The following is a 24,587-nucleotide window of genomic DNA, read 5'->3' on the forward strand; positions in this document are numbered from 1 at the left end:
GAGCAGGCTCGCTCCCACAGGGGAGGGCGCTCAAGGCCGGGAGCCTAGCAGACGGTCGGTAGAAGCGACAGCTTGCGTGAACAGGATTGTCTGGTAGAATCCGCGGCCTAATTACGTGCGGTATTCAACAATAGTGTTGGGTGGCGGCACGCTAGCCTGAGGAAAACACCATGAAAGCTGATATCCATCCAGAATACCCGGCAGTTGCTGTTACCTGCAGCTGCGGCAACAAGTTCGAAACCCGTTCGACCTTCGGCAAAGCCCTGGCGATCGACGTTTGCAACGAATGCCACCCGTTCTACACCGGTAAGCAGAAGACTCTGGACACCGGTGGTCGCGTACAGAAGTTCGCCGACCGTTTCGGTGCTTTCGGCGCGAAAAAGGCCTAAGGCCGATCAACTTGGGAAGCCGCTGCGGTTTTTCCATGCTGATGAAAAAGGCGTCCCTCGCGGGCGCCTTTTTTGTGTCCGCGATTTGGCTGTCTGGCGCGCAGGCCTTTTGTCCGACGCCAGGCGGCCTGGCACCCATCGCGGTGCAGCGGGTGGTGGATGGCGACACCCTGCGCCTGAGCGATGGCCGCAATGTGCGCATGATTGGCTTGAACACGCCGGAGCTGGGCAAGCAGGGCCGTTCCGACGAGCCCTTCGCCGTGGCCGCGCGCAAACGCCTTGAAGCATTGGTGGCGGCGAGTGACGGGCGAGTCGGGTTGGTGCCCGGCAAAGAAAGCAAGGATCATTACGGCCGCACGCTGGCCCATGTCTATGGCGCGGATGGCGCCAACCTGGAAGCGCAAATGCTCGCCGAAGGCTTGGGTTTCCAGGTGGCCGTGGCGCCGAATGTCGATCTGGTCGCCTGTCAGCAAGCTGCAGAGCGCAACGCTCGACAGGCCGGGCTTGGTGTGTGGCGCCAGTCGCCTGTACTGAAGGCAGAGCAGATCGTCACTTCTGGCTTTGCCGTGCTCAGCGGTCGTGTGAGCAAGGTGCAGCGCAATCGAGGTGGGGTTTGGATCGAGTTGCAGGACTCGGTTGTATTGCGCGTTGCACCCAATCTGCTGGCGCGTTTTGATGTGAATTCGCTGGAAAGCCTCAAGGGCAAGCAGATCGAGGCGCGCGGCTGGGTGCTGGATCGTTCGCGACGTGGCGGACTGAAAGAAGGGCAGGCGCGCTGGATGTTGCCCTTGACCGACCCGGCGATGCTTCAAGCGGAACAGTGATAAAAAATTGTAGACATTTTTTCAGTCAATTGTGAACAGTCTAAGCCTTGTGTGCCGTGGCTCTTGGCCCAAAGTCGTAAGGGCGGGCGCTTGACAGGGGTGACCAGTCAGTCTTGTGGGGACTTTGCGAGGCGCGTATCCTCGCTGACCAGTCTGTCCAACAGTAAAAAGCGGAATGCCAAAATGTCTGATCTGAAAACTGCCGCTCTCGAATATCACGCCAATCCTCGTCCAGGGAAGCTGAGTGTCGAGCTCACCAAGGCCACTGCTACCGCTCGCGACCTGTCGCTGGCCTACAGCCCGGGCGTAGCCGAGCCAGTACGCGAGATCGCCCGCGATCCCGAGCTGGCCTACAAGTACACCGGCAAAGGCAACCTGGTTGCAGTCATTTCCGATGGCACCGCGATTCTCGGCCTGGGTAACCTCGGCCCATTGGCTTCCAAGCCAGTGATGGAAGGTAAAGGCGTACTGTTCAAGCGCTTCGCCGGCATCGACGTTTTCGACATCGAAGTCGACTCCGAAAGCCCGCAGGCCTTCATCGACACCGTCAAGCGCATCTCCATCACCTTCGGTGGCATCAACCTGGAAGACATCAAGGCACCCGAGTGCTTTGAAATCGAACGCGCTCTGATCGAGCAGTGCGATATTCCAGTATTCCACGATGACCAGCACGGCACCGCTATCGTGACCGCGGCCGGCATGATCAACGCCCTGGAAATCGCTGGCAAAACCCTGCCGGAAGCCAAGATCGTCTGCCTGGGTGCCGGCGCCGCCGCCATCTCCTGCATGAAGTTGCTGGTGAGCATGGGCGCGAACATCGAAAACATCTACATGGTCGACCGTACCGGTGTGATCCACTCCGGCCGTGACGACCTGAACCAGTACAAGGCTGTGTTCGCTCACGCGACCGACAAGCGCACCCTGGCTGACGCCCTGCAAGGCGCTGACGTGTTCGTTGGTCTGTCCGGCCCGAACCTGCTGAGTGCTGAAGGCCTGCTGTCGATGGCGCCGAACCCGATCGTGTTCGCGTGCTCCAACCCTGATCCGGAAATCTCCCCGGAGCTGGCGCACGCCACCCGTAGCGACGTGATCATGGCGACCGGTCGTTCCGACTACCCGAACCAGGTCAACAACGTACTGGGCTTCCCGTTCATCTTCCGTGGTGCCCTGGACGTTCGCGCCAAGCGCATCAACGAAGAAATGAAAGTGGCTGCGGCCAACGCCCTGCGTGAACTGGCCAAGCTGCCAGTGCCTCAGGAAGTGTGCGACGCCTATGGCGGCATCAAGCTGGAATTCGGTCGTGAGTACATCATTCCGAAGCCAATGGATGCCCGTCTGATCACCCTGATCTCCGATGCCGTGGCTAAAGCCGCCATCGAGACCGGTGTGGCGACCCTGCCGTATCCGAAGAACTACCCGCTGAAAAGCGTGGATGATGTGTTCAACGGCTAAGCCGTTGTAGCGCTTCAACCGATAGCCCTGGCTCATTTGAGTCGGGGCTTTTTATTGCCTGCTGCTTATGTGTTGTCTGTACAGGCCTCTTCGCGGGCAAGCCCGCTCCCACAGGGTCGGTGGCGTACATGGTTTTTCTGTTCGACGCGAGCACTGTGGGAGCGGGCTTGCCCGCGAAGAGGCCGGACCTATCAATGCAAAACTTGCAGGCAAAAAAAGCCCCGCTCTTCTTTCGAAGGCGGGGCTTTTCATCATTGCTGCAATCAGAACAAATCGATCGGCGCTGCCTCATCCGCTGGCAATGGACTGCCCGGCGCATTGCCGTTACCGAGCTCGTTGCCCGACGGCGGCGTATCTTCGGCCTTGAACAGCTCGAAGTAGGCGCCTGGCGTGCCCGGGCTGGCCGCGCGGCCGCTGATCGGGTCGACCCGCAGGCTCAGAAGGCCTTCCGGCTCCGCTTGCGTATGCGGCGGCTTGTCTTTGAGTGCAGCGCCCATGTAGTTCATCCAGATCGGCAGCGCGACGGTGCCGCCGAATTCCTTGCGGCCCAGGCTTTCCGGCTGGTCGAAACCGGTCCATACGGTGGTCACGTAATCGGCGTTGTAACCGGAGAACCAGGCGTCCTTGGATTCGTTGGTCGTACCGGTCTTGCCGGCGATGTCCGGGCGGCCCAGGGCGAGTGCGCGGCGACCGGTGCCGAGCTTGATCACGTCCTCAAGCATGCTGTTGAGGATGTACGTGGTGCGCCCGTCAACGATGCGTTCGGCCACGGCGGGTGCTTGTGGCGTCGGCGCAGCGCCAGGGGTCTCGCCCGGCGTAGCATTGACCGTGAAAGCTTGAGGCGCTGGTGCGGCAATGCCGTCGCTGGCGGCGCCGCCCTTAGGCACGCTCGGCGGGTTGGCGACGAACAGCGTGTCGCCGTTGCGGCTTTCAATCCTGTCGATGATGTACGGGGTGATCTTGTAGCCGCCGTTGGCGAAGGTGCTCCAGCCGGTAGCGATCTCCATTGGCGTCAGGGTCGCGGTGCCCAGCGCCAGGGACAGGTTGGGTGGCAGGTCCTGTTTGTTGAAGCCGAAGCGAGCAATGTAGTCGATGGTCTTGCCAACGCCCATCGCTTGCAGCAAGCGGATCGACACCAGGTTGCGCGACTTGTACAGCGCTTCACGCAGGCGGATCGGGCCGAGGAAGGTGTTGGTGTCGTTTTTCGGCCGCCAGACCTTGTCCAGATACTCGTCGACGAACACGATCGGGGCATCGTTCACCAGGCTGGAGGCCGTGTAGCCGTTATCCAGTGCGGCGGCGTAGACGAACGGTTTGAAGCTCGAGCCCGGCTGGCGCTTGGCCTGCAATGCGCGGTTGTAGTTGCTCTGCTCGAAGGCGAAACCGCCGACCAAGGCGCGAATGGCACCGTTCTGTGGGTCCAGGGACACCAGCGCGCCCTGGGCCTGCGGGATCTGGCTGAACTTCAGCGAGTTGTCTGGCTGACGCTGCACGCGAATCAGGTCGCCGACCTGGGCCACGTCTGAAGGCTGCTTCGGGTTGGCGCCCATGCTGTTGGTGTTCAGGAACGGACGGGCCCACTTCATGGTGTCCCAGCTGACGTGTTCCTGGCCGGTGCGGGTCAGCACCTGCAGGCCGCTTTTGTCGACCTGGGTCACGATGGCCGGTTCCAGGCCGCTGATGGTGCGTTGCTTGGTCAGCTCGGTTACCCAGGCTTCACGAGTCTTGCCTGGAAACCGCGACTCGGGGCCGCGATAGCCGTGGCGCTGATCGTAGGTCATCAGGCCTTCGTGGACTGCGGTGTTGGCCAGTTCCTGGAGGTCGCTCGGCACCGTGGTGGTGACGCGGAAGCCTTCGGTATACGCGTCGCTGCCATAACGCCCGACCATTTCGGCACGGGCCATTTCGGCGATGTACGGCGCGTTCACTTCCGGAGTCGGTACGTGATAGCTGGCGTTCAGCGGCTCGTTGATCGCGGCGGTGTAGTCGGCCTCGCTGATTTTGCCGAGTTTGTACATGCGCCCCAGGATCCAGTCGCGACGCTCCTTGCTGCGCGCCGGGTTGGCCAGCGGGTTGAAGCGCGATGGAGCCTTGGGCAGGCCGGCAATCATGGCCATCTGCGCCAGGCTGACATCGCGGATCGATTTGCCGTAATAGACCTGCGCCGCCGCCTCGATGCCGTAGGCACGGTTACCCAGGTAGATCTTGTTGACGTACAGCTCGAGGATTTCGTCCTTGGTCAGCTGTCGTTCGATCTGCAGGGCCAGCAGGATCTCGGTGGTCTTGCGCGAAAAGCTGCGTTCGCTGGTCAGGAAGAAGTTCTTCGCCACCTGCATGGTGATCGTGCTGCCACCGGACTGGATGTGTCCGCTTTTGATCAGTTGGGTCGCGGCACGCATCAGGCTGCCGGGATCGACGCCATAGTGGTTGGCGAAATTGTCGTCTTCAGCACTTAGTAACGCATTAATGAAATTGGGGGGAATGTCGGCGAAACGGATCGGTGTGCGGCGCATTTCGCCGAACTCTGCAATCAACTTGTTATCGCTGCTGTAGACCCGCAGAGGAATCTGCAACTGGATGCTTCTCAGCGCCTCCACGGACGGCAGCCCGGGACTAAGGTAGAGGTACGCCCCGCTCAGACCCAGAAGGAGTCCGCAGAAAACCGCGACGATGGACCAACCGAAAAACTTCAGCAGACGAATCAAGGCTTTTGGATATCCAGGGCAAAAATGAATTGGGCAACAGGGTTCAGGCTAAATGAGAACGACCCGCGCTTGAGCAAATGCGGAAAAAAACGCTGGGCATTATAAGCATTTTTCTGATCGGGAGCGCGGTTGGCGCTGCTGTCAAGACGGGCGGATTGAACGCAATGGACATTGCACAGTCCGTAACTCACGGAAAGTCATAGGGAATTGGTAGTGCCAGGACTCTTCAACAAAAAATCCAGTACGCTCCTGGGAATCGATATCAGCTCTACCTCGGTAAAGCTTCTGGAATTGAGCCGTCAGGGCGAACGCTTCCGGGTCGAGGCTTATGCGGTCGAGCCTTTGCCCGTCGGCGCGGTGATCGAAAAGAACATCGCTGACCTCGAGGGCGTGGGGCTGGCCCTCGCGCGCGCGCTGACCAGGGCCAGAACCGGCCTCAAGGGTGTGGCCGTGGCTGTGGCAGGCTCGGCGGTGATCACCAAGATCATCGAGATGGATGCCGCTCTTTCCGAAGACGAAATGGAAAGCCAGCTGAAGATCGAGGCGGATCAATATATTCCCTATCCCCTGGATGAAGTCGCGATCGACTTTGAAGTCCAGGGCACCTGCGCGCGCAACCCGGAGCGGGTCAACGTGCTCCTCGCGGCTTGCCGCAAGGAAAACGTCGAGGTCCGCGAGGCAGCCCTGGCTCTGGCCGGACTGACCGCTCGCGTAGTCGATGTCGAGGCCTATGCACTGGAGCGTTCATTCGGGTTGCTGGCCAGTCGGCTTGCGGTTTCCGAGGAACCGTTGACGGTCGCAGTGGTGGATATCGGCGCCACCATGACCACCCTGAGCGTGCTGCACAACGGGCGGATTATCTACACCCGTGAGCAACTGTTCGGCGGTCGGCAGTTGACCGGGGAAATCCAGCGTCGCTATGGCCTGACGCTGGAACAGGCGAGTCTGGCGCAAAGGAAGGGCGGCCTGCCGGAAGACTATGCCGGTGAGGTCCTGCAGCCATTTCAACAGGCGCTGGTGCAACAGGTGTCGCGCTCGTTGCAGTTCTTCTTTGCTGCAGGCCAATACAGCGCCGTCGACCATATCCTGCTGGCCGGCGGTACCGCGTCGGTCCCGGGGCTGCCCCTTTTGATCGAGCAGCAATTGGGCACGCCGACCCTGATCGCGAACCCTTTTTCCGAAATGATGCTGGGCAGCAAGGTCAATGGTGCCGCCCTGGCGAGTGATGCCCCGGCGTTGATGATCGCCTGTGGTCTTGCCCTCAGGAGCTTCGACTGATGGCGCGGATCAACCTTTTACCCTGGCGCGAGGAGCGGCGTGAAGTTCGCCGCAAACGCTTCCTGCTGGTCCTGGTGGCCGCTATGGCGGGTACGATGGGTGCGGTGCTGGTTGCCAACCAGGCCATCAGCCGTGCCATCGACCGGCAAATCGCCCGTAACGATTACATCGGCAGGCAAATCGCCGTGGTCGATGAGCGGATCACGCAGATCAATGATCTCAAGGAGCGCCGCCAGCAACTGGTCGAACGCATGCACATCATCCAGGACCTGCAAGACAATCGCCAAACCAGTGGGCGAATGTTTGACCAGTTGGCGCGGGCACTGCCTGACGGCGTGTATTTCACCGAAGTGAGAATGACCGGAAAGACCTTGTCCATCACCGGTGCCGCGCAATCCAACAACCGTGTTTCAGACTTGATGCGCAACCTCGAGGCATCAGACTGGTTCGATGCGCCGAGCCTGACCGAAGTCAAGGTCGCAGCTGCCGGTCAGGTGGAGCAGGCCAACGTCTTCCAGTTGACCGTTCGCCAGACTCAACCGGCAGCACCGGAGGGAGGCAAATGAGCCTGTCCGAATGGTTCGAAGGGCTGCGCAAGATCGACATCAATGAGCTGGACACCAGCAACATGGGGGCCTGGCCGCCGGCGATCAAGTGTCTGGTGGCCGGTTTGCTCATGCTTGTGGTGCTGGCCTTGGGCTACAACTTTTCCACTCGCGACCTCGAGAGCCAGCTCGATCTGAAGCGCGAGGAAGAGTCGACGCTCAAGGAGCAGTTCGCCGGTAAAGCGCGCATGGCGGCGAATCTCGATCTCTACACCCGGCAGTTGAAGGAGATGGAGAGCGCTTTCAGCGTGCTGTTGCGGCAACTGCCCGGCGACACCGAAGTGCCCGGCTTGCTGGAAGACATCACGCGTACAGGTTTGGGCAGCGGCCTGGAGTTCGAAGAGATCAAGCTGCTGCCCGAGGTCGCCCAGCCGTTCTACATCGAGTTGCCGATCCAGATCACGGTCACCGGGGGGTACCACGACCTGGCCACCTTCGTCAGTGGCGTGGCCGGGTTGCCGCGAATTGTCACCTTGCACGATTTCGACCTTGTCCCCGTCAGTCCCCAGGGTGCTCCGAAACTGCGCTTGAGCATCCTCGCCAAGACCTACCGCTACAACGAAATGGGGCGGCATCAATGAATCCGGCGCGTTGTTTTCCGATGGTGCTGTTGCTGTCTGTTCTGTCCGGTTGTGGCGCAGGCGATGACTACAGCGATCTGGACGCCTATCTGAGCGAAATACGCCTGCGCGGGCCGGGCAGTATTGAACCAACGCCGGTATTCCGGTCTTACCCGACATTCACTTATGACGCAGCGAACCTGCGCAGTCCGTTTTCACCACAGATCAGTACTGATCTGGCGGCCCATCGGCGGGGTTCGCGCAACGTCAAACCCGACCCTGACCGGGTCAGGCAATACCTCGAAGGTTTCAACATCGAGCAGTTTGAAATGGTCGGCACCCTTTCCAATGCGACGGGCTCCTTTGCCCTGTTGCGCGGGGCGGGTGGCGTGCACCGCCTGAAAGTCGGTGATTACCTGGGGCGTAACGACGGACGAATCGTTGCGATCAGTGGTTCGCAAGTCGATGTGGTTGAAATTGTCCCTGATGGTCAGGGTGCGTGGCTGGAGCGTCCCCGGACCATCCCTTTGAAAGAGCACTCATAGTGGAACCCGAATAATGAACAGGATTTTCTCCACCTTCGGCCTTTCGCTATGGATAGCGATGTTGTCGCCGATGGTACAAGCGGCCAATCTCAAGGCGCTGGATGTCGCCGCACTGCCGGGAGACCGGGTCGAGTTGAAGTTGTCGTTCGATGCACCGCCCCCGTTGCCTCAGGGTTACATGACGGAGTCGCCGGCCCGGATTGCGCTGGATTTGCCGGGTGTCGTCAGTCAGTTGGCCAGCAAGACTCGCGATCTCGGTAGTGGAAATGCCCGTAGTGCAACGGTGGTGGAGGCCGGGGGACGTACGCGATTGATCATCAACCTGGCTCAGTCGGCCCCGTACGACTCGCGAATTGAAGGCAACAATTTGCTGGTGGTTGTCGGGCAGGGTGTCAAACCGTCTGCACCCGGGCCGACGGCCCCGGCAATGCCGGCACGCGCCGCTGCGACGCCAGGCAAGGCCATTCGGGGTGTGGATTTTCAGCGAGGGACGCAGGGCGAGGGCAACGTGGTGATCGACTTGTCGGACCCGTCGATTGCGCCCGACATACAGCAGCGCGAGGGCAAGATTATTGTCGGGTTCGCCAAAACCCGATTGCCCGAGCCGTTGCGCGTGCGTCTGGATGTGAAGGATTTCGCCACGCCCGTGCAGTACGTCAAGGCCAGCGCGAGCGGCGATCGAGCCATCATCAGCATCGAGCCCGGTGGTGCGTTCGATTACTCGACCTATCAGACAGACAGCAAGCTCACGGTCAGCGTTCGCCCGGCGACGGTCGACGACCTGCAAAAGCGCAATGCCGGGCCACAGGCTTACAGCGGCGAGAAGCTTTCGCTGAACTTCCAGGACATCGATGTGCGGTCGGTGCTGCAATTGATCGCCGATTTCACCAACCTCAATCTGGTGGCCAGCGACACGGTGCAGGGGGGCATCACGTTGCGCCTGCAGAACGTGCCGTGGGATCAGGCGCTGGATCTGGTGCTGAAAACCAAGGGGCTGGACAAGCGCAAGGTCGGTAATGTCCTGCTTGTTGCGCCGGCCGATGAAATTGCTGCCCGTGAGCGTCAGGAACTGGAATCACAAAAGCAGATTGCCGATCTGGCGCCGTTGCGCCGTGAACTGTTGCAGGTGAATTACGCCAAGGCGGCGGACATCGCCAAACTCTTCCAGTCGGTGACCAGTGCCGAAGCGAAACCCGATGAGCGGGGGTCGATCACTGTCGACGAGCGCACCAACAACATCATTGCCTACCAGACCCAGGACCGGCTTGATGAGCTGCGCAGGATCGTCACGCAGCTGGATATCCCTGTGCGTCAGGTCATGATCGAGGCGCGCATTGTCGAAGCCAACGTCGACTATGACAAAAGCCTCGGGGTGCGTTGGGGCGGATCGATACAGAACCGGGGCAACTGGAACACCTCCGGTGTCAGCAATGGACTCAACGGGTCGTCGACCATCGGCACGCCCGGCAGTACCAGCACCAACTCGCCGTTCGTCGACATGGGAGTAGCCAACAACACCTCGGGAATCGGCATTGCGTTCATCACCGATAACGTCTTGCTGGACCTGGAACTGACGGCCATGGAGAAAACCGGCAACGGGGAAATCGTCTCGCAACCCAAGGTGGTCACGTCCGACAAGGAAACCGCCAAGATCCTCAAGGGCACCGAGATTCCCTATCAGGAGGCCAGTTCCAGTGGCGCGACTTCGGTGTCGTTCAAGGAGGCCTCGCTGTCCTTGGAGGTGACGCCGCAGATCACGCCCGACAACCGGATCATCATGGAGGTCAAGGTGACCAAGGACGAGCCGGACTACCTGAACAAGGTCCAGGATGTACCGCCGATCAAGAAAAACGAGGTCAACGCCAAGGTCCTGGTCAACGATGGCGAGACCATCGTCATTGGCGGCGTTTTCTCAAATACTCAGAGCAAGGTCGTAGATAAGGTGCCATTTCTTGGCGATGTGCCGTATCTTGGCCGCCTTTTCCGGCGTGATGTGGTTTCGGAGAAAAAATCCGAGCTGTTGGTATTCCTCACTCCGCGTATCATGAATAATCAGGCGATTGCTGTGAGTCATTGATTCTGTGCGAAATTTGATTCTTGTAGGACCGATGGGTGCTGGAAAAAGCACCATCGGCCGGTTGCTGGCCAAAGAGCTGCGCCTGCCATTCAAAGATTCCGATAAGGAAATTGAATTGCGCACGGGCGCCAATATCCCTTGGATCTTCGATAAAGAAGGCGAACCGGGCTTTCGTGATCGCGAGCAGGCAATGATTGCCGAGCTGTGCGATTACGACGGAGTGGTGCTGGCGACAGGTGGTGGCGCGGTCATGCGCGAAGCCAATCGTCGGGCACTGCATGCCGGTGGGCGGGTGGTTTATCTGCATGCGTCGGTCGAGCAGCAGGTCGGCCGCACGGCCCGTGACCGCAATCGGCCATTGTTGCGTACTGCCGATCCGGCCAAGACCCTTCGGGATCTGTTGGCGATCCGCGATCCGCTTTACCGGGAAATTGCCGACCTGGTGGTCGAAACCGATGAGCGACCGCCGCGAATGGTCGTACTCGACATTCTAGAGCGCCTACAGCAGTTGCCACCCCGTTAAAGCGCCGCGCGAAATGCGCTATCCTCGGCGTTTGGCCATGACCGCTCAAGGTTGTGGCAGATGGCTACCGAACGGCGTCATACCAGCAGATGCCGTGGATATTCGTTAACTCAAGGCAGGACGCCTGATTCATCTTCACTGTGGGGACACATGCAGACACTCAAGGTCGATCTAGGCGAGCGCAGCTACCCGATTCATATTGGCGAAGGTTTGTTGGATCAGCCTGAGCTGCTGGCCCCGCACATTCGCGGACGGCAAGTGGCGATCGTCTCCAACGAGACTGTTGCACCGCTCTATCTTGAGCGTCTGACCCGCAGCCTGGCGCAGTACTCGGTGATTTCCGTGGTGCTGCCCGACGGTGAAGCCTTCAAGACCTGGGAAACCCTGCAGCTGATTTTCGACGGTCTGCTGACCGCGCGGCATGACCGCCGCACCACGGTGATCGCCCTCGGTGGCGGTGTGATCGGTGACATGGCCGGCTTTGCCGCCGCCTGCTACCAGCGCGGCGTCGATTTCATCCAGGTTCCGACCACGCTGCTGTCGCAGGTCGACTCCTCGGTGGGCGGCAAGACCGGGATCAACCATCCGCTGGGCAAGAACATGGTCGGCGCCTTCTATCAGCCGAACGTGGTGCTGATCGATACCGCCAGCCTCAATACCCTGCCGGCGCGCGAACTGTCCGCCGGTCTGGCCGAAGTCATCAAGTACGGGCTGATCTGTGATGAGCCGTTCCTGACCTGGCTCGAAGACAACGTCGACCGCCTGCGCAATCTGGACCAGCAAGCCCTGACCTATGCCATCGAGCGCTCCTGCGCGGCCAAGGCCGCGGTGGTCGGTGCCGATGAGAAAGAGACAGGCGTTCGTGCCACGTTGAACCTGGGCCACACTTTTGGCCACGCCATCGAAACCCACATGGGCTATGGTGTCTGGCTACATGGAGAAGCGGTGGCTGCCGGTACCGTGATGGCGCTGGAAATGTCCGCGCGACTGGGCTGGATCAGCGAGCAGGAGCGCGATCGCGGCATTCGTCTGTTCCAGCGTGCAGGGCTGCCTGTCATCCCGCCAGAAGAGATGACAGAAGCCGATTTCCTCGAACACATGTCCATTGATAAAAAAGTGATCGACGGTCGTTTGCGCCTGGTGCTGCTGCGCCACATGGGTGAAGCGGTGGTGACCGACGATTATCCGAAAGAGGTTCTACAGGCCACGCTGGGGGCAGACTACCGCGCCCTGGCTCAGCTTAAAGGTTAATAAGAACACGATGACTAGTTTGCATGCCGACGAGGCTTTCCTCGGCCATTACCAGTTGAGTCATGACCCTTTTGCTCCACGGGTACCTGGCTTCAAATTTTTCCCGGCCCAGCGCAAACCCGTGCTGGGGCAGTTGCATCACCTGGCCCGTTACAGTCAGCTACTGCTGGTGGTCACCGGTCCTGAGGGCAGTGGCAAGACCCTGCTGCGTCAGGCCCTGGTCGCCAGCACCAACAAGCAGTCGGTACAAAGCGTGGTGGTGTCCGCCCGTGGCGCTGGCGATGCGGCCGGTGTGCTGCGTCAGGTGGCCCAGGCGCTGAATGTCGCCCAGGCGGATGCCGACGCTATTCTGGCCCAGGTGGTGCAGCTTGCACTCACCGGGCAGGAAGTCTATTTGCTGGTCGATGACGCCGAACAGCTCGATGAGTCCGCCCTTGAGGTTCTGATGGTCCTGGCGGCCGGCGCGCCTGAAGGTCGCCCGCATGTGTTCCTGTTCGGCGAGACCTCGCTGATCGCTCAGCTTGAGGCTTTGCATCTCGAGGAAGAGCGATTCCACGTCATCGAACTGCAGCCCTATACCGAGGACGAAACCCGCGAGTATCTGGAGCAGCGGCTCGAGGGCGCTGGCCGCGGCATCGAACTTTTCACCGCGAATCAGATCTCTGATATTCACGAAAGCTCCGAAGGTTGGCCTGGCAGCATCAATCAGGTCGCCCGCGATGCAATGATCGAAGCCATGATCGCCAGCCGCTCTGCGGTCAAGCGTCCAAAAATGGGGTTCAATATGCCGAAGAAACACGTATTGGCGATTTCCGCCGTTGTCGTGGTTGCGGTAGCTGCCGCCTGGATGATGCCGGGTCGCAACAAGGCACCGACCACCGGTGCGCCGGCCAATGAACAGGCGCAACTGCCGCTTGGCCAGGGCCAGCCAACCGCGAATGGCGGTGCTCCGGCCGTCGAATTCGCCGGCAACACGCAGCCGATGCCGTTGCCGTTGGTCGGCAACTCGCAACCGGTCATGCGCGCCCCGCTGGCTGAAGCCGCAGGCGGCATCACCGAAGGCGACGACGGCGTTCCGGTTGAAGGCTCCAGCGCCACACCGCCGACGGTGACCACCACAGCGCCGCCTGTTGGCGTTCCTGCCGGCCCTGCGCCGACACCGGCGGCCAAGCCTACACCTGCGCCGGCACCTGCGCCGACTCAGGTCGCCACCGCCAAGCCAGCGCCTGCTCCAGTGACCAAGCCTGCTCCAGCGCCAGCCAAGCCAGCCGTTGCTGCGCCGGCCAAGCCTGCCGAGAAACCGGCTCCGGCGGCCAAAGCGGCTGGTGGCACCTGGTACGCCGGTCAGGCACCGGGCAACTACGTGGTGCAAATCCTCGGCACCAGCTCCGAAACGGCCGCACAAAGCTTCGTCAAGGAGCAGGGCGGCGAGTACCGCTATTTCAAGAAAGTCCTCAATGGCAAGCCGCTTTACGTGATCACCTACGGCAACTTCGCCAATCGTGATGCAGCCGTTTCCGCCATCAAGGCCTTGCCAGCGAAGGTTCAGGCTGGTAAACCTTGGCCTCGCACTGTCGCCAGCGTCCAACAGGAACTGGCAACAACTCGCTGAAGATTCGGCGGCCTTACCCAGGCCGCCTCTCCAAGCACCTCAAATTTCTACAAGTGCGCGCAACCTTTCGGGCTGCGTGCCTTGTGGTGTCTGCGTCACAGTAGTCTTTGAGTCGTTGCGGTCAAAATTAAAAAAGTTTTGACTAGCACAGCAGATCGCTTTAAACCTTTCACAAATGCGACATGGATTTGCGACATTTCGTCGTCAAATTTGTGAGGCCAAGTGTCGGTGTGTACAATGACCTCCCTTTTGTCCCCGCAAAGCTGGCGTACGTTCGGCGTGGATGGCAAGTGGTTGAATTGAAAAGAAATTTGCCTCGATCAGAGGCAGCCTGGTGAGAAAGTGTCTATGAAAGCAGGTCTGTACCAACCAGATGAATTCAAGGATAACTGCGGTTTCGGCCTGATAGCCCATATGCAGGGCGAGCCCAGTCATACCCTTTTGCAAACGGCCATCGAGGCCCTGACCTGCATGACCCACCGCGGTGGGATTAATGCCGACGGCAAGACCGGTGACGGTTGCGGTCTGCTGATTCAAAAGCCGGACGTGTTCCTGCGAGCCATCGCCCAGGAAACCTTCGGCGTCGAAATGCCCAAGCAATATGCGGTGGGCATGGTCTTCTTCAACCAGGACCCGGTCAAAGCCGAAGCCGCTCGCGAGAACATGAACCGCGAGATCCTGGCCGCCGGCCTGCAACTGGTCGGCTGGCGCAAAGTGCCGATCGACACCAGCGTCCTCGGCCGGCTGGCCCTTGAGCGCCTGCCGCAAATCGAGCAAGTGTTCATCGGCGGCGAAGGCCTGAGCGACCAGGACATGGCCGTCAAGCTGTTCACCTCCCGTCGTCGCTCGTCCGTGGCCAACGCCGCCGACACCGACCACTACGTCTGCAGCTTTTCGCACAAGACCATCATTTACAAAGGCCTGATGATGCCGGCGGACTTGACCGCCTTCTATCCGGACCTGAGCGATGAGCGCCTGCAAACTTCGATTTGCGTGTTCCACCAGCGCTTCTCCACCAACACCCTGCCGAAATGGCCGCTGGCTCAACCGTTCCGCTTCCTGGCGCACAACGGCGAGATCAACACCATCACCGGCAACCGCAACTGGGCCGTGGCCCGTCGCACCAAGTTCACCAACGACCTGATGGACCTGGAAGAGCTCGGCCCGCTGGTCAACCGCGTGGGTTCGGACTCCTCGAGCATGGACAACATGCTGGAGCTGATGGTCACCGGCGGCATCGACCTGTTCCGTGGCGTGCGGATGATCATTCCGCCGGCGTGGCAGAACGTCGAGACCATGGACCCGGACCTGCGTGCGTTCTACGAATACAACTCGATGCACATGGAACCGTGGGACGGCCCGGCCGGCGTGGTAATGACCGACGGCCGCTACGCGGTGTGCCTGCTCGACCGTAACGGTCTGCGTCCGGCACGTTGGGTCACCACCAAGAACGGTTTCATCACCCTGGCCTCGGAAATCGGTGTCTGGAACTACCAGCCTGAAGATGTGATCGCCAAGGGCCGCGTAGGCCCGGGCCAGATCTTTGCCGTGGACACCGAAACCGGCCAGATCCTCGACACCGATGCGATCGACAACCGTCTGAAGTCCCGTCATCCGTACAAGCAATGGCTGCGCAAGAATGCCCTGCGCATCCAGGCGACCATGGAAGACAACGACCACGGTTCGGCGTTCTACGACGTCGATCAGCTCAAGCAATACATGAAGATGTACCAGGTCACGTTCGAAGAGCGCGACCAGGTGCTGCGTCCGCTCGGCGAACAAGGCTACGAAGCCGTGGGCTCGATGGGCGACGATACGCCGATGGCCGTGCTGTCCCAGCGCGTGCGCACGCCGTACGACTATTTCCGCCAGCAGTTCGCGCAGGTCACCAACCCGCCGATCGACCCGCTGCGCGAAGCCATCGTCATGTCGCTGGAGATCTGCCTCGGTGCCGAGCGCAACATTTTCCAGGAGTCGCCGGAACACGCCTCGCGCGTGATCCTCAGCTCGCCGGTCATTTCCCCGGCCAAGTGGCGCTCGCTGATGAACCTCGATCGTCCGGGCTTCGAGCGCGCGATCATCGATCTGAACTACGACGAAAGCGTCGGCCTCGAAGCGGCCATCCGCAACGTCGCCGATCAGGCCGAAGAAGCCGTGCGCGCCGGTCGTACCCAGGTTGTGCTGAGTGACCGTCACATCGCCCCGGGCAAGTTGCCGATCCACGCTTCGCTCGCCACCGGTGCGGTGCACCACCGCCTGACCGAAAAAGGCCTGCGCTGCGACTCCAACATCCTGGTGGAAACCGCGACCGCTCGCGATCCGCATCACTTCGCCGTGTTGATCGGTTTCGGTGCCTCTGCCGTTTATCCGTTCCTGGCTTATGAAGTGCTGGGTGACCTGATCCGTACCGGTGAAGTACTGGGCGACCTCTATGAGGTGTTCAAGAACTACCGTAAAGGCATCACCAAGGGCCTGCTGAAGATCCTGTCGAAGATGGGCATCTCGACCATTACTTCGTACCGCGGTGCGCAGCTGTTCGAGGCCATCGGCCTGTCCGAGGAAGTCTGCAACCTGAGCTTCCGTGGCGTGCCGAGTCGCATCAAGGGTGCGCGTTTCGTCGACATCGAAGCCGAGCAGAAGGCCCTGGCCACCGAAGCCTGGAGTCCGCGCAAGCCGATCCAGCAAGGCGGCCTGCTGAAGTTCGTCCACGGTGGCGAATATCACGCGTACAACCCGGACGTGGTCAACACCCTGCAGGCCGCTGTGCAGCAGGGCGACTACAGCAAGTTCAAGGAATACACCTCGCTGGTGGACAACCGCCCGGTGTCGATGATCCGCGACCTGCTGAAAGTCAAAACCCTCGACACCCCGTTGGATATGAGCGAGATCGAACCGCTGGAATCGGTGCTCAAACGCTTCGACTCCGCCGGTATCTCCCTGGGCGCCCTGTCGCCGGAAGCTCACGAAGCCCTGGCCGAAGCCATGAACCGCCTCGGTGCGCGTTCCAACTCCGGCGAAGGCGGCGAAGACCCGGCGCGCTACGGCACCATCAAGAGCTCGAAAATCAAGCAGGTTGCCACTGGCCGATTCGGTGTGACTCCGGAATACCTGGTCAACGCTGAAGTGCTGCAGATCAAGGTCGCCCAAGGCGCCAAGCCGGGCGAGGGCGGTCAACTGCCGGGCGGTAAAGTGAACGGTCTGATCGCCAAGCTGCGTTACGCAGTGCCGGGCGTGACCCTGATCTCGCCTCCACCGCACCACGACATCTACTCGATCGAAGACTTGTCGCAGCTGATTTTTGACCTGAAACAAGTCAACCCGAAGGCATTGGTCTCGGTGAAGCTGGTAGCGGAAGCGGGCGTCGGCACCATCGCTGCCGGTGTGGCCAAGGCCTACGCGGACTTGATCACCATCTCCGGCTACGACGGTGGTACCGGTGCATCGCCGCTGACTTCGATCAAATACGCGGGCGCTCCGTGGGAGCTCGGCCTGGCCGAAACCCACCAGACCCTGCGCGGCAACGACCTGCGCGGCAAAGTCCGGGTGCAGACCGACGGGGGCCTGAAAACCGGCCTCGACGTGATCAAGGCGGCCATCCTCGGCGCTGAAAGCTTCGGCTTCGGCACCGCGCCGATGATCGCCCTGGGCTGCAAATACCTGCGCATCTGCCACCTGAACAACTGCGCCACCGGCGTTGCGACTCAGAACGAAAAACTGCGCAAGGATCACTACATCGGTACCGTCGACATGGTGGTGAACTTCTTCACCTACGTCGCCGAAGAAACCCGTGAGTGGCTGGCCAAGCTGGGCGTGCGTTCCCTCGAGGAGCTGATCGGCCGTACCGATCTGCTGGAAGTCCTCGAAGGCCAGACCGCCAAGCAGCATCACCTCGACCTGACTCCGTTGCTGGGCAGCGACCACGTGCCGGCGGACAAACCGCAGTTCTGTGGCGTAGACCGCAACCCGCCGTTCGACAAAGGCCTGCTGGCCGAGAAAATGGTCGACATGGCTACCTCGGCGATCAACGACCTGAGCGGCGCTGAATTCGCCCTGGATATCTGCAACTGCGACCGTTCCATTGGTGCACGGATCTCCGGCGAAATCGCGCGCAAGCACGGCAACCAGGGCATGGCCAATGCGCCAATCACCTTCCGCTTCAAGGGCACCGCGGGCCAGAGTTTCGGTGTGTGGAACGCCGGCGGCCTGAACATGTATCTGGAAGGCGACGCCAACGACTACGTCGGCAAGGGCATGACCGGCGGCAAGCTGGTGATCGTGCCGCCGAAGGGCAGCGTCTACCGCACCCAGGACAGTGCCATCATCGGCAACACCTGCCTGTACGGCGCTACCGGCGGCAAGCTGTTCGCCGCTGGCACCGCGGGCGAGCGCTTCGCCGTGCGTAACTCCGGTGCCCACACCGTGGTGGAAGGCACTGGCGATCACTGCTGCGAGTACATGACCGGTGGTTTCGTCTGCGTGTTGGGCAAGACCGGTTATAACTTCGGCTCTGGCATGACCGGTGGTTTCGCCTATGTGCTCGACCAGGACAACAGTTTCGTTGACCGGGTCAACCACGAACTGGTGGAAATCCAGCGGATCAGCGGCGAGGCGATGGAAGCCTACCGTAGCCACCTGCAGCGCGTGCTGAACGAGTACGTCGAGGAGACCGACAGCGAGTGGGGTCGTGAACTCGCCGAGAACCTCGATGATTACGTGCGCCGTTTCTGGCTGGTCAAGCCCAAGGCTGCCAGCCTGAAATCGTTGCTTTCCAGCACCCGTGCCAACCCGCAGTGATATGCGCCTGAAGAGTTTGATGAGGTTTTAAAATGGCTGAACGTCTGAATAATGACTTCCAGTTCATCGAGGTCGGGCGCAAGGATCCGAAGAAGAAACTGTTGCGTCAACGCAAGAAAGAGTTCGTGGAAATCTACGAACCCTTCAAGCCCCAGCAGTCGGCCGACCAGGCCCACCGCTGCCTGGGTTGCGGTAACCCGTATTGCGAATGGAAGTGCCCGGTGCACAACTTCATTCCCAACTGGCTGAAACTGGTGGCCGAGGGCAACATCCTCCAGGCCGCCGAGTTGTCGCACCAGACCAACACCTTGCCGGAAGTCTGCGGCCGGGTGTGCCCGCAGGATCGTCTGTGCGAGGGTGCCTGCACCCTCAACGACGGCTTCGGCGCGGTGACCATCGGTTCGGTGGAGAAGTACATCACCGACACCGCGTTCGCCATGGGCTGGCGCCCGGACATGTCCAAGGTCAAGCCGACCGGCAAGCGTGTCGCGATCATCGGTGCCGGGCCTGCGGGCCTGGGCTGTGCCGACGTGCTGGTGCGCGGCGGCGTGACCCCGGTGGTGTTCGACAAGAACCCGGAAATCGGCGGCCTGCTGACCTTCGGCATCCCCGAGTTCAAGCTGGAAAAGACCGTGTTGAGCAATCGTCGCGAAGTCTTCACCGGCATGGGCATCGAGTTCCGCCTCAACACCGAGGTGGGCAAGGACGTGACCATGGAGCAACTGCTCGAAGAATACGATGCGGTATTCATGGGCATGGGCACCTACACCTACATGAAGGGCGGTTTCGCCGGTGAAGACCTGCCGGGGGTGTACGACGCGCTGGACTTCCTGATCGCCAACGTCAACCGCAACCTGGGCTTTGAAAAGTCGCCGGAAGATTTCGTCGACATGAAAGGCAAGAAGGTCGTGGTACTGGGCGGTGGCGACACGGCGATGGACTGCAACCGTACGTCGATCCGCCAGGGCGCCAAGTCGGTGACCTGTGCTTATCGTCGTGACGAAGCGAACATGCCGGGCTCGCGCAAAGAGGTGAAGAACGCCAAGGAAGAAGGCGTGAAGTTCCTCTACAACCGCCAGCCGATTGCAATCGTCGGTGAAGACAAGGTCGAAGGCGTGAAAGTGGTCGAGACCCGTCTCGGCGAGCCGGACGCCCGTGGCCGTCGCAGCCCCGAGCCGATCCCGGGTTCCGAGGAGATCATCCCGGCCGACGCCGTGGTCATCGCCTTCGGTTTCCGCCCTAGCCCGGCGCCGTGGTTCGAGCAGTTCGAGATCCAGACCGACAGCCAGGGCCGCGTTGTGGCTCCGGAGCAAGGCCAGTACAAGCACCAGACCAGCAACCCGAAAATCTTCGCCGGTGGCGACATGGTGCGCGGTTCGGACCTGGTGGTGACGGCGATCTTCGAAGGCCGTAATGCCGCCGAAGGGATCCTGGATTACCTGGGGGTATAACCCCCCCAACCCAGAGCCAAATGCAATACCCCCTGTGGGAGCGAGCTTGCTCGCGATAGCGGTGGATCAGTCGACAGAAATGTTGAATGTGATGCCGCCATCGCGAGCAAGCTCGCTCCCACAGTTGTTTCTTGGTGTTGCGAAGGCTGCATTCCACCGCGACAAATTGACCCGATAGACAAAAGGCTGACCTGCATCCGTGCCTTTTGCGCCCGGCTCTGAGAAAATGCCCGCACTTTTTTTCCGGATGCCGACATGACTGCCCTGAAGAACGACCGTTTCCTGCGCGCCCTGCTCAAGCAACCCGTAGACGTCACCCCCGTGTGGATGATGCGTCAGGCCGGTCGCTACCTGCCTGAATACCGCGCCAGCCGCGCCAAGGCCGGCGACTTCATGAGCCTGTGCATGAACCCGGCGTTCGCTTGCGAAGTCACGATGCAGCCGCTCGACCGCTATCCACAACTGGACGCGGCGATCCTCTTCTCCGACATCCTGACCATCCCCGACGCCATGGGCCAGGGCCTGTACTTCGAAACCGGCGAAGGTCCGCGCTTCAAGAAAGTCGTCAGCACCCTGGCCGACATCGAAGCCCTGCCGATTCCCGATCCGCAGAAAGACCTCGGCTACGTGATGGACGCAGTCAGTACCATCCGCCGTGAACTGAACGGTCGTGTACCGTTGATCGGTTTCTCCGGCAGCCCATGGACCCTGGCGACCTACATGGTCGAAGGCGGCTCGTCGAAAGACTTCCGCAAGACCAAGGCCATGCTGTACGACAACCCGCAAGCCATGCACCTGTTGCTGGACAAGCTTGCGCAATCAGTCACCAGCTACCTCAACGGCCAGATCATGGCTGGTGCGCAAGCGGTGCAGATCTTCGATACCTGGGGCGGCAACCTGTCGGCAGCGGCGTACCAGGAGTTCTCCCTGGCCTACATGCGCAAAATCGTCAGCGGCCTGATCCGCGAGCATGAAGGCCGCAAGGTGCCGGTCATCCTGTTCACCAAAAACGGCGGCCTGTGGCTGGAAAGCATCGCCGATGCCGGTGCTGATGCATTGGGCCTGGACTGGACCTGCGACATCGGCAACGCCCGTGCCCGTGTTGGCGACAAAGTCGCGCTGCAAGGCAACATGGACCCGACCGTGCTCTACGCCAAACCGCAAGCCATTCGCGCTGAAGTCGGGCGCATCCTCGCCAGTTACGGCAAGGGCAGCGGCCACGTGTTCAACCTCGGTCATGGCATTACGCCTGAAGTCGATCCGGAACACGCCGGTGCGTTCCTGCGTGCGGTACATGAGCTGTCGGCGCAGTATCACGAGTGATCGTGATCTGACAAAACCCTCGGCTTTTCTGTGGGAGCGAGCTTGCTCGCGATAGCGGTCGATCAGTCAACAGAAATGTTGAATGTAAAGCCCTTATCGCGAGCAAGCTCGCTCCCACAGTTACATGTGGATAGCAGGAAAAAGTGGCTTCAAGCTTTTACACCGCCTAATGGCGGCAGCTTCGCCAGCTTCAGCGCGATCAGTAGCGCAATCACCAGCAGCGTGCCGATGAACAGCCCGATCCCGTTCCAGCCACCCAGATGCCAGAACACGCCACCCGCCGTACCGGCAATGCTCGACCCGGCGTAGTAGCTGAACAGGTAGAGCGACGACGCCTGGCCCTTGGCCTTGGTGGCGCGGCGGCCGATCCAGCTGCTGGCCACCGAATGGGCACCGAAGAAGCCGAAGGTGAACACCAGCATGCCGATGATCACCAGCGACAGCGGTGTGAACATCGTCAGGGCCAGGCCGGCGATCATCAGTGCAATGGTGCTCCAGAGCATCTTGCGTCGACCGAGCTTGTCGGCCAGGGCACCGATTTTCGCCGAGCTGTAGATACCCGACAGGTACACCACCGAGAGCATCCCGACGAACGCCTGTTCCATGTGATACGGCTCGGCCAGCAGGCGATAGCCGATGTAGTTGAACAGCGTGACGAACGCCCCCATCAGCACAAAGGCCTCGAGGAACAGCAGCGGCAAGCCGGCATCGCGAAAGTGCATGGTGAAGCCGTCGAGCAGGCTGCGCGGGTGCAGCGAGCGGGAACGGAAGTTGCGCGATTCGGGGAGGATTTTCCAGAACACCGCCGCCGCAATCAGGGCCAGGCCGCCGATCACCAGCATTGCCGTGTGCCAACTGACGAAGTCGATCAGTACCCCGGTGATCAAGCGCCCGCTCATCCCGCCAATCGCGTTGCCGCCGATGTACAGCCCCATGGCCAGGCCGATGTGCTGCGGATGGATCTCTTCGCTCAGGTAGGTCATGGCGACCGCCGCCAGCCCGCTCAATGACAGGCCCACCAGCGCCCGCATCGCCAGCACCGCGTGCCAGCTCGGCAACATGGCGCTGGCAAGGGTGCACAGGGCGGCGGCGAACAGCGCGGCGACCATCACCGGTTTGCGCCCGACGCGGTCGGAGATCGGCCCCGTGATCAGCAAGCCGAAAGCGAGCATGCCGGTGGCGACAGAGAGGATCAGGCTGCTTTGCGCCGCGTTGATGGAATATTCGTCGGACAGCAGCGGCATCATCGGTTGCACGCAATACAGCAGGGCGAAGGTCGCGAAGCCGCCGCAGAACAGTGCCAGCACCGTGCGCATGAACGCTGGCGTGCCTTTTTCGATGTAGATCTCTGCCAGCTCAACGGCGATAGCGTCCTTTGCGGCGGGAGGAACTTCATGGGCGAGTGGGGCGACAGCAGTTTTCACGGGGGACCTCGGAGGACGCAGCCGGTCAGGCAATGAAAAAAGCATATAGCTGGCTAATGATTCAATCCAATATATTGTTCGACCTGTTTGATAGCTTTTACGACCTAATGGGGTTTTCATGGAATTGCGTCATCTGCGCTACTTCATCGCCGTCGCCGAAGAACTGCACTTCGGCCGCGCCGCACAGGTGCTGGGCATCTCCCAACCGCCGCTGAGCCAGCAGATCCAGGCACTGGAACAGGAAGTCGGCGCGCGGCTGTTCGAGCGTACCAATCGTCGGGTCGAGCTGAGCGAGGCCGGTCGGTTGTTTCTGGAAGAGGCACGGCTGGTGCTGGCGCAGGTCGACAAAGCGGCGGATGTCGCGCGACGGGCGCAACTGGGTGAGTTGGGTGAATTGAAGATTGGCTTCACCTCGTCGGCCCCGTTCAACTCGACCATTCCCCAGGCTATTTTCTCTTTTCGCCAGCGCTTCCCGGCGGTGCACCTGAACCTGCGGGAAATGAGCAGCACCCAGGTGGCCGATGCGCTGGTGGACGAGTCGATTGAGGTCGGCATCATGCGCCCGCTCGGGCTGCCGGACTGCCTCAGCGTGGTCGAGCTGATGCGTGAGCCGCTGGTCGCGGTGCTCAGCTCCAAGCATCCGTTGGTAGAGGGCAGCGAAGAGGGGCTGTTTCTGTCAGCCCTGGCGCTTGAGCCCTTTGTGTTTTTTCCACGCAGCTATGGCAGTGGCCTGTATGCGCAGCTGCTCAGCCTGGCCCGGGATTCCGGTTTCAGCCCGCACTTCGCCCAGGAGGCTGGGGAGGCGATGACCATCATCGGGCTGGTGGCGGCGGGGCTCGGTGTGTCGGTGTTGCCGGCGTCTTATCAGCGGATGCGTATTGATGGTGTGGTTTATCGCCCGTTGCTGGATCCGGCGGCGGTTTCGGCGGTTTGGCTGGTGCAGCGCAAGGATCAGAAGTCGGCGATGGCCAAGGCGTTTGTTGAGCTGCTGACGAGGAAGGTTGAGCCACTGAAGCCGTGACGGCTGCGCCGTCAATCGCGAGCAAGCTCGCTCCCACAGGGGGCAGCGTTGTGAACACAATCTTGGTAGCGCCGGGAAACCCTGTGGGAGCGGGCTTGCCCGCGAAGGCGTCCGCAAAAACACCAACAGTATCCCAAGCCAGCAGGAAGCTTCACCACCGGCCGTGGGACATTTCCGAAATCCCTCGGACAGGCTACAGCGCCTTGCGGCGCTGCCTACAACTACTCCAGAATCCGCCGGCTTGTGCGCTTTGCGGGCCATCGGTAGCTTGATCCGGGTCACTGATGGTCAGTGATCGGGTTTAGCAGCCCGTAGCAAACCGTAGCGCATTTGCGCTCCTGATAGGCAGGTATGTCCATACCTGCCCTTGACGGTAGCTGTGCGCAGGGCGCCTTAGGGCGCGCCGGTTTACGCTTTGCCCGGTCTGCTAACCTGCGTACAGCTGCCACCCTTATGATCAGCAACGATTCGGCGTGGCCGCCCACTTTCAGGACGCTGAATCATGACCAGTACAATCTTCCTCATCGCCCCCGACATCGACAACCGCACCCTGCTGGAATACGCCTGCGTGTCGCTGGCCTCGGCAAGCGTCATGGCGAGTGATTTCGCCAGAGACCTGAAGGGATCGCAGGGCCACACCCTGCTGGGCATCCAGCAGTCGATCATGCTGGGGGAAATGGCGGTGAATCGGGTATTGGATAACCTCGACCCACCGTGATCGTCCGGGAAGGCGAGAACCCTTGTGGGAGCGAG

General features: G+C 60.9%; 18 protein-coding genes. 16 read left to right on the plus strand and 2 right to left on the minus strand.

What is annotated here, in order from left to right:
* Nucleotides 1–170 precede the first annotated feature (170 nt).
* The 3 genes from rpmE (at nucleotide 171) to PPUTUW4_RS01745 (ending at nucleotide 2,665) form a co-directional block, all read left to right on the plus strand.
* Nucleotides 171–389 (plus strand): 50S ribosomal protein L31, encoded by a 219-nt coding sequence (gene rpmE, locus PPUTUW4_RS01735; protein WP_007975586.1) that lies wholly within the window; start codon nucleotides 171–173, stop codon nucleotides 387–389.
* Nucleotides 390–424: 35 nt separating this feature from the next.
* A complete protein-coding gene (locus tag PPUTUW4_RS01740; RefSeq protein ID WP_015093134.1) occupies nucleotides 425–1,213 on the plus strand; it encodes a thermonuclease family protein in 789 nt (262 codons plus the stop codon).
* Between the two features lie 183 nt (nucleotides 1,214–1,396).
* Entirely contained in the window at nucleotides 1,397–2,665 is a 1,269-nt protein-coding gene (locus PPUTUW4_RS01745; RefSeq protein WP_008047852.1) for a malic enzyme-like NAD(P)-binding protein, read from the plus strand.
* A gap of 263 nt (nucleotides 2,666–2,928) precedes the next feature.
* On the opposite strand, the gene PPUTUW4_RS01750 is transcribed toward PPUTUW4_RS01745, so the two are convergent.
* A complete protein-coding gene (locus PPUTUW4_RS01750; protein ID WP_015093135.1) occupies nucleotides 2,929–5,370 on the minus strand; it encodes a penicillin-binding protein 1A in 2,442 nt (813 codons plus the stop codon).
* A gap of 213 nt (nucleotides 5,371–5,583) precedes the next feature.
* On the opposite strand from PPUTUW4_RS01750, the gene PPUTUW4_RS01755 reads away from it, so the two are divergent.
* The 11 genes from PPUTUW4_RS01755 (at nucleotide 5,584) to hemE (ending at nucleotide 21,389) form a co-directional block, all read left to right on the plus strand.
* Entirely contained in the window at nucleotides 5,584–6,648 is a 1,065-nt protein-coding gene (locus PPUTUW4_RS01755) for a pilus assembly protein PilM (protein ID WP_015093136.1), read from the plus strand.
* The gene (locus PPUTUW4_RS01760) at nucleotides 6,648–7,214 is read left to right on the plus strand and encodes a PilN domain-containing protein (protein ID WP_015093137.1); all 567 of its coding nucleotides are present in this window, start codon (nucleotides 6,648–6,650) and stop codon (nucleotides 7,212–7,214) included. The genes PPUTUW4_RS01755 and PPUTUW4_RS01760 overlap by 1 nt, the downstream gene beginning before the upstream one ends.
* Nucleotides 7,211–7,834 (plus strand): type 4a pilus biogenesis protein PilO, encoded by a 624-nt coding sequence (gene pilO, locus PPUTUW4_RS01765; protein WP_015093138.1) that lies wholly within the window; start codon nucleotides 7,211–7,213, stop codon nucleotides 7,832–7,834. Before PPUTUW4_RS01760 ends, pilO begins: the two co-directional genes overlap by 4 nt.
* Nucleotides 7,831–8,358, plus strand: a complete 528-nt coding sequence (locus PPUTUW4_RS01770) for a pilus assembly protein PilP (protein ID WP_015093139.1) — start codon at nucleotides 7,831–7,833, stop codon at nucleotides 8,356–8,358. Before pilO ends, PPUTUW4_RS01770 begins: the two co-directional genes overlap by 4 nt.
* Before the next feature lie 13 nt (nucleotides 8,359–8,371).
* Nucleotides 8,372–10,435: a type IV pilus secretin PilQ gene (pilQ, locus tag PPUTUW4_RS01775; RefSeq protein ID WP_015093140.1), complete on the plus strand. Its 2,064-nt coding sequence runs from the start codon at nucleotides 8,372–8,374 to the stop codon at nucleotides 10,433–10,435.
* A gap of 4 nt (nucleotides 10,436–10,439) precedes the next feature.
* Nucleotides 10,440–10,958, plus strand: a complete 519-nt coding sequence (gene aroK, locus PPUTUW4_RS01780; protein ID WP_015093141.1) for a shikimate kinase AroK — start codon at nucleotides 10,440–10,442, stop codon at nucleotides 10,956–10,958.
* Between the two features lie 150 nt (nucleotides 10,959–11,108).
* Nucleotides 11,109–12,209: a 3-dehydroquinate synthase gene (aroB, locus tag PPUTUW4_RS01785; RefSeq protein ID WP_015093142.1), complete on the plus strand. Its 1,101-nt coding sequence runs from the start codon at nucleotides 11,109–11,111 to the stop codon at nucleotides 12,207–12,209.
* A 10-nt stretch (nucleotides 12,210–12,219) separates the two neighbouring features.
* Nucleotides 12,220–13,821 (plus strand): AAA family ATPase, encoded by a 1,602-nt coding sequence (locus PPUTUW4_RS01790; RefSeq protein WP_015093143.1) that lies wholly within the window; start codon nucleotides 12,220–12,222, stop codon nucleotides 13,819–13,821.
* A 348-nt stretch (nucleotides 13,822–14,169) separates the two neighbouring features.
* Nucleotides 14,170–18,615 (plus strand): glutamate synthase large subunit, encoded by a 4,446-nt coding sequence (gene gltB, locus PPUTUW4_RS01795; protein ID WP_015093144.1) that lies wholly within the window; start codon nucleotides 14,170–14,172, stop codon nucleotides 18,613–18,615.
* Nucleotides 18,616–18,647: 32 nt separating this feature from the next.
* Nucleotides 18,648–20,066 (plus strand): FAD-dependent oxidoreductase, encoded by a 1,419-nt coding sequence (locus PPUTUW4_RS01800; protein ID WP_007975602.1) that lies wholly within the window; start codon nucleotides 18,648–18,650, stop codon nucleotides 20,064–20,066.
* A gap of 255 nt (nucleotides 20,067–20,321) precedes the next feature.
* Complete coding sequence (hemE, locus tag PPUTUW4_RS01805) at nucleotides 20,322–21,389, plus strand: uroporphyrinogen decarboxylase (RefSeq protein WP_015093145.1); 1,068 nt, start codon at nucleotides 20,322–20,324, stop codon at nucleotides 21,387–21,389.
* A 149-nt stretch (nucleotides 21,390–21,538) separates the two neighbouring features.
* Here the strand turns inward: hemE and PPUTUW4_RS01810 are convergent, their stop codons facing one another.
* Nucleotides 21,539–22,813 (minus strand): MFS transporter, encoded by a 1,275-nt coding sequence (locus PPUTUW4_RS01810; RefSeq protein WP_015093146.1) that lies wholly within the window; start codon nucleotides 22,811–22,813, stop codon nucleotides 21,539–21,541.
* 118 nt (nucleotides 22,814–22,931) lie between these two features.
* Between PPUTUW4_RS01810 and PPUTUW4_RS01815 the strand changes: the two genes are divergently transcribed.
* Nucleotides 22,932–23,834: a LysR family transcriptional regulator gene (locus PPUTUW4_RS01815; RefSeq protein WP_015093147.1), complete on the plus strand. Its 903-nt coding sequence runs from the start codon at nucleotides 22,932–22,934 to the stop codon at nucleotides 23,832–23,834.
* 502 nt (nucleotides 23,835–24,336) lie between these two features.
* Nucleotides 24,337–24,552 carry a DUF6124 family protein gene (locus PPUTUW4_RS01820; RefSeq protein ID WP_015093148.1) on the plus strand — a complete coding sequence of 72 codons (216 nt, stop codon included), beginning with the start codon at nucleotides 24,337–24,339 and terminating at the stop codon, nucleotides 24,550–24,552.
* Nucleotides 24,553–24,587 lie beyond the last annotated feature (35 nt).

Origin of the sequence: Pseudomonas sp. UW4 (assembly GCF_000316175.1) — a bacterium.
GTDB lineage: Bacteria > Pseudomonadota > Gammaproteobacteria > Pseudomonadales > Pseudomonadaceae > Aquipseudomonas > Aquipseudomonas laurylsulfatiphila.

Coding starts and splice junctions, on each gene's coding strand:
- rpmE (WP_007975586.1), top strand. CDS start 171: ATGAAAGCTGATATCCATCCAGAATACCCGGCAGTTGCTGTTACCTGC.
- PPUTUW4_RS01740 (WP_015093134.1), top strand. CDS start 425: ATGCTGATGAAAAAGGCGTCCCTCGCGGGCGCCTTTTTTGTGTCCGCG.
- PPUTUW4_RS01745 (WP_008047852.1), top strand. CDS start 1,397: ATGTCTGATCTGAAAACTGCCGCTCTCGAATATCACGCCAATCCTCGT.
- PPUTUW4_RS01760 (WP_015093137.1), top strand. CDS start 6,648: ATGGCGCGGATCAACCTTTTACCCTGGCGCGAGGAGCGGCGTGAAGTT.
- pilO (WP_015093138.1), top strand. CDS start 7,211: ATGAGCCTGTCCGAATGGTTCGAAGGGCTGCGCAAGATCGACATCAAT.
- PPUTUW4_RS01770 (WP_015093139.1), top strand. CDS start 7,831: ATGAATCCGGCGCGTTGTTTTCCGATGGTGCTGTTGCTGTCTGTTCTG.
- pilQ (WP_015093140.1), top strand. CDS start 8,372: ATGAACAGGATTTTCTCCACCTTCGGCCTTTCGCTATGGATAGCGATG.
- aroB (WP_015093142.1), top strand. CDS start 11,109: ATGCAGACACTCAAGGTCGATCTAGGCGAGCGCAGCTACCCGATTCAT.
- PPUTUW4_RS01790 (WP_015093143.1), top strand. CDS start 12,220: ATGACTAGTTTGCATGCCGACGAGGCTTTCCTCGGCCATTACCAGTTG.
- gltB (WP_015093144.1), top strand. CDS start 14,170: ATGAAAGCAGGTCTGTACCAACCAGATGAATTCAAGGATAACTGCGGT.
- PPUTUW4_RS01800 (WP_007975602.1), top strand. CDS start 18,648: ATGGCTGAACGTCTGAATAATGACTTCCAGTTCATCGAGGTCGGGCGC.
- hemE (WP_015093145.1), top strand. CDS start 20,322: ATGACTGCCCTGAAGAACGACCGTTTCCTGCGCGCCCTGCTCAAGCAA.
- PPUTUW4_RS01815 (WP_015093147.1), top strand. CDS start 22,932: ATGGAATTGCGTCATCTGCGCTACTTCATCGCCGTCGCCGAAGAACTG.
- PPUTUW4_RS01820 (WP_015093148.1), top strand. CDS start 24,337: ATGACCAGTACAATCTTCCTCATCGCCCCCGACATCGACAACCGCACC.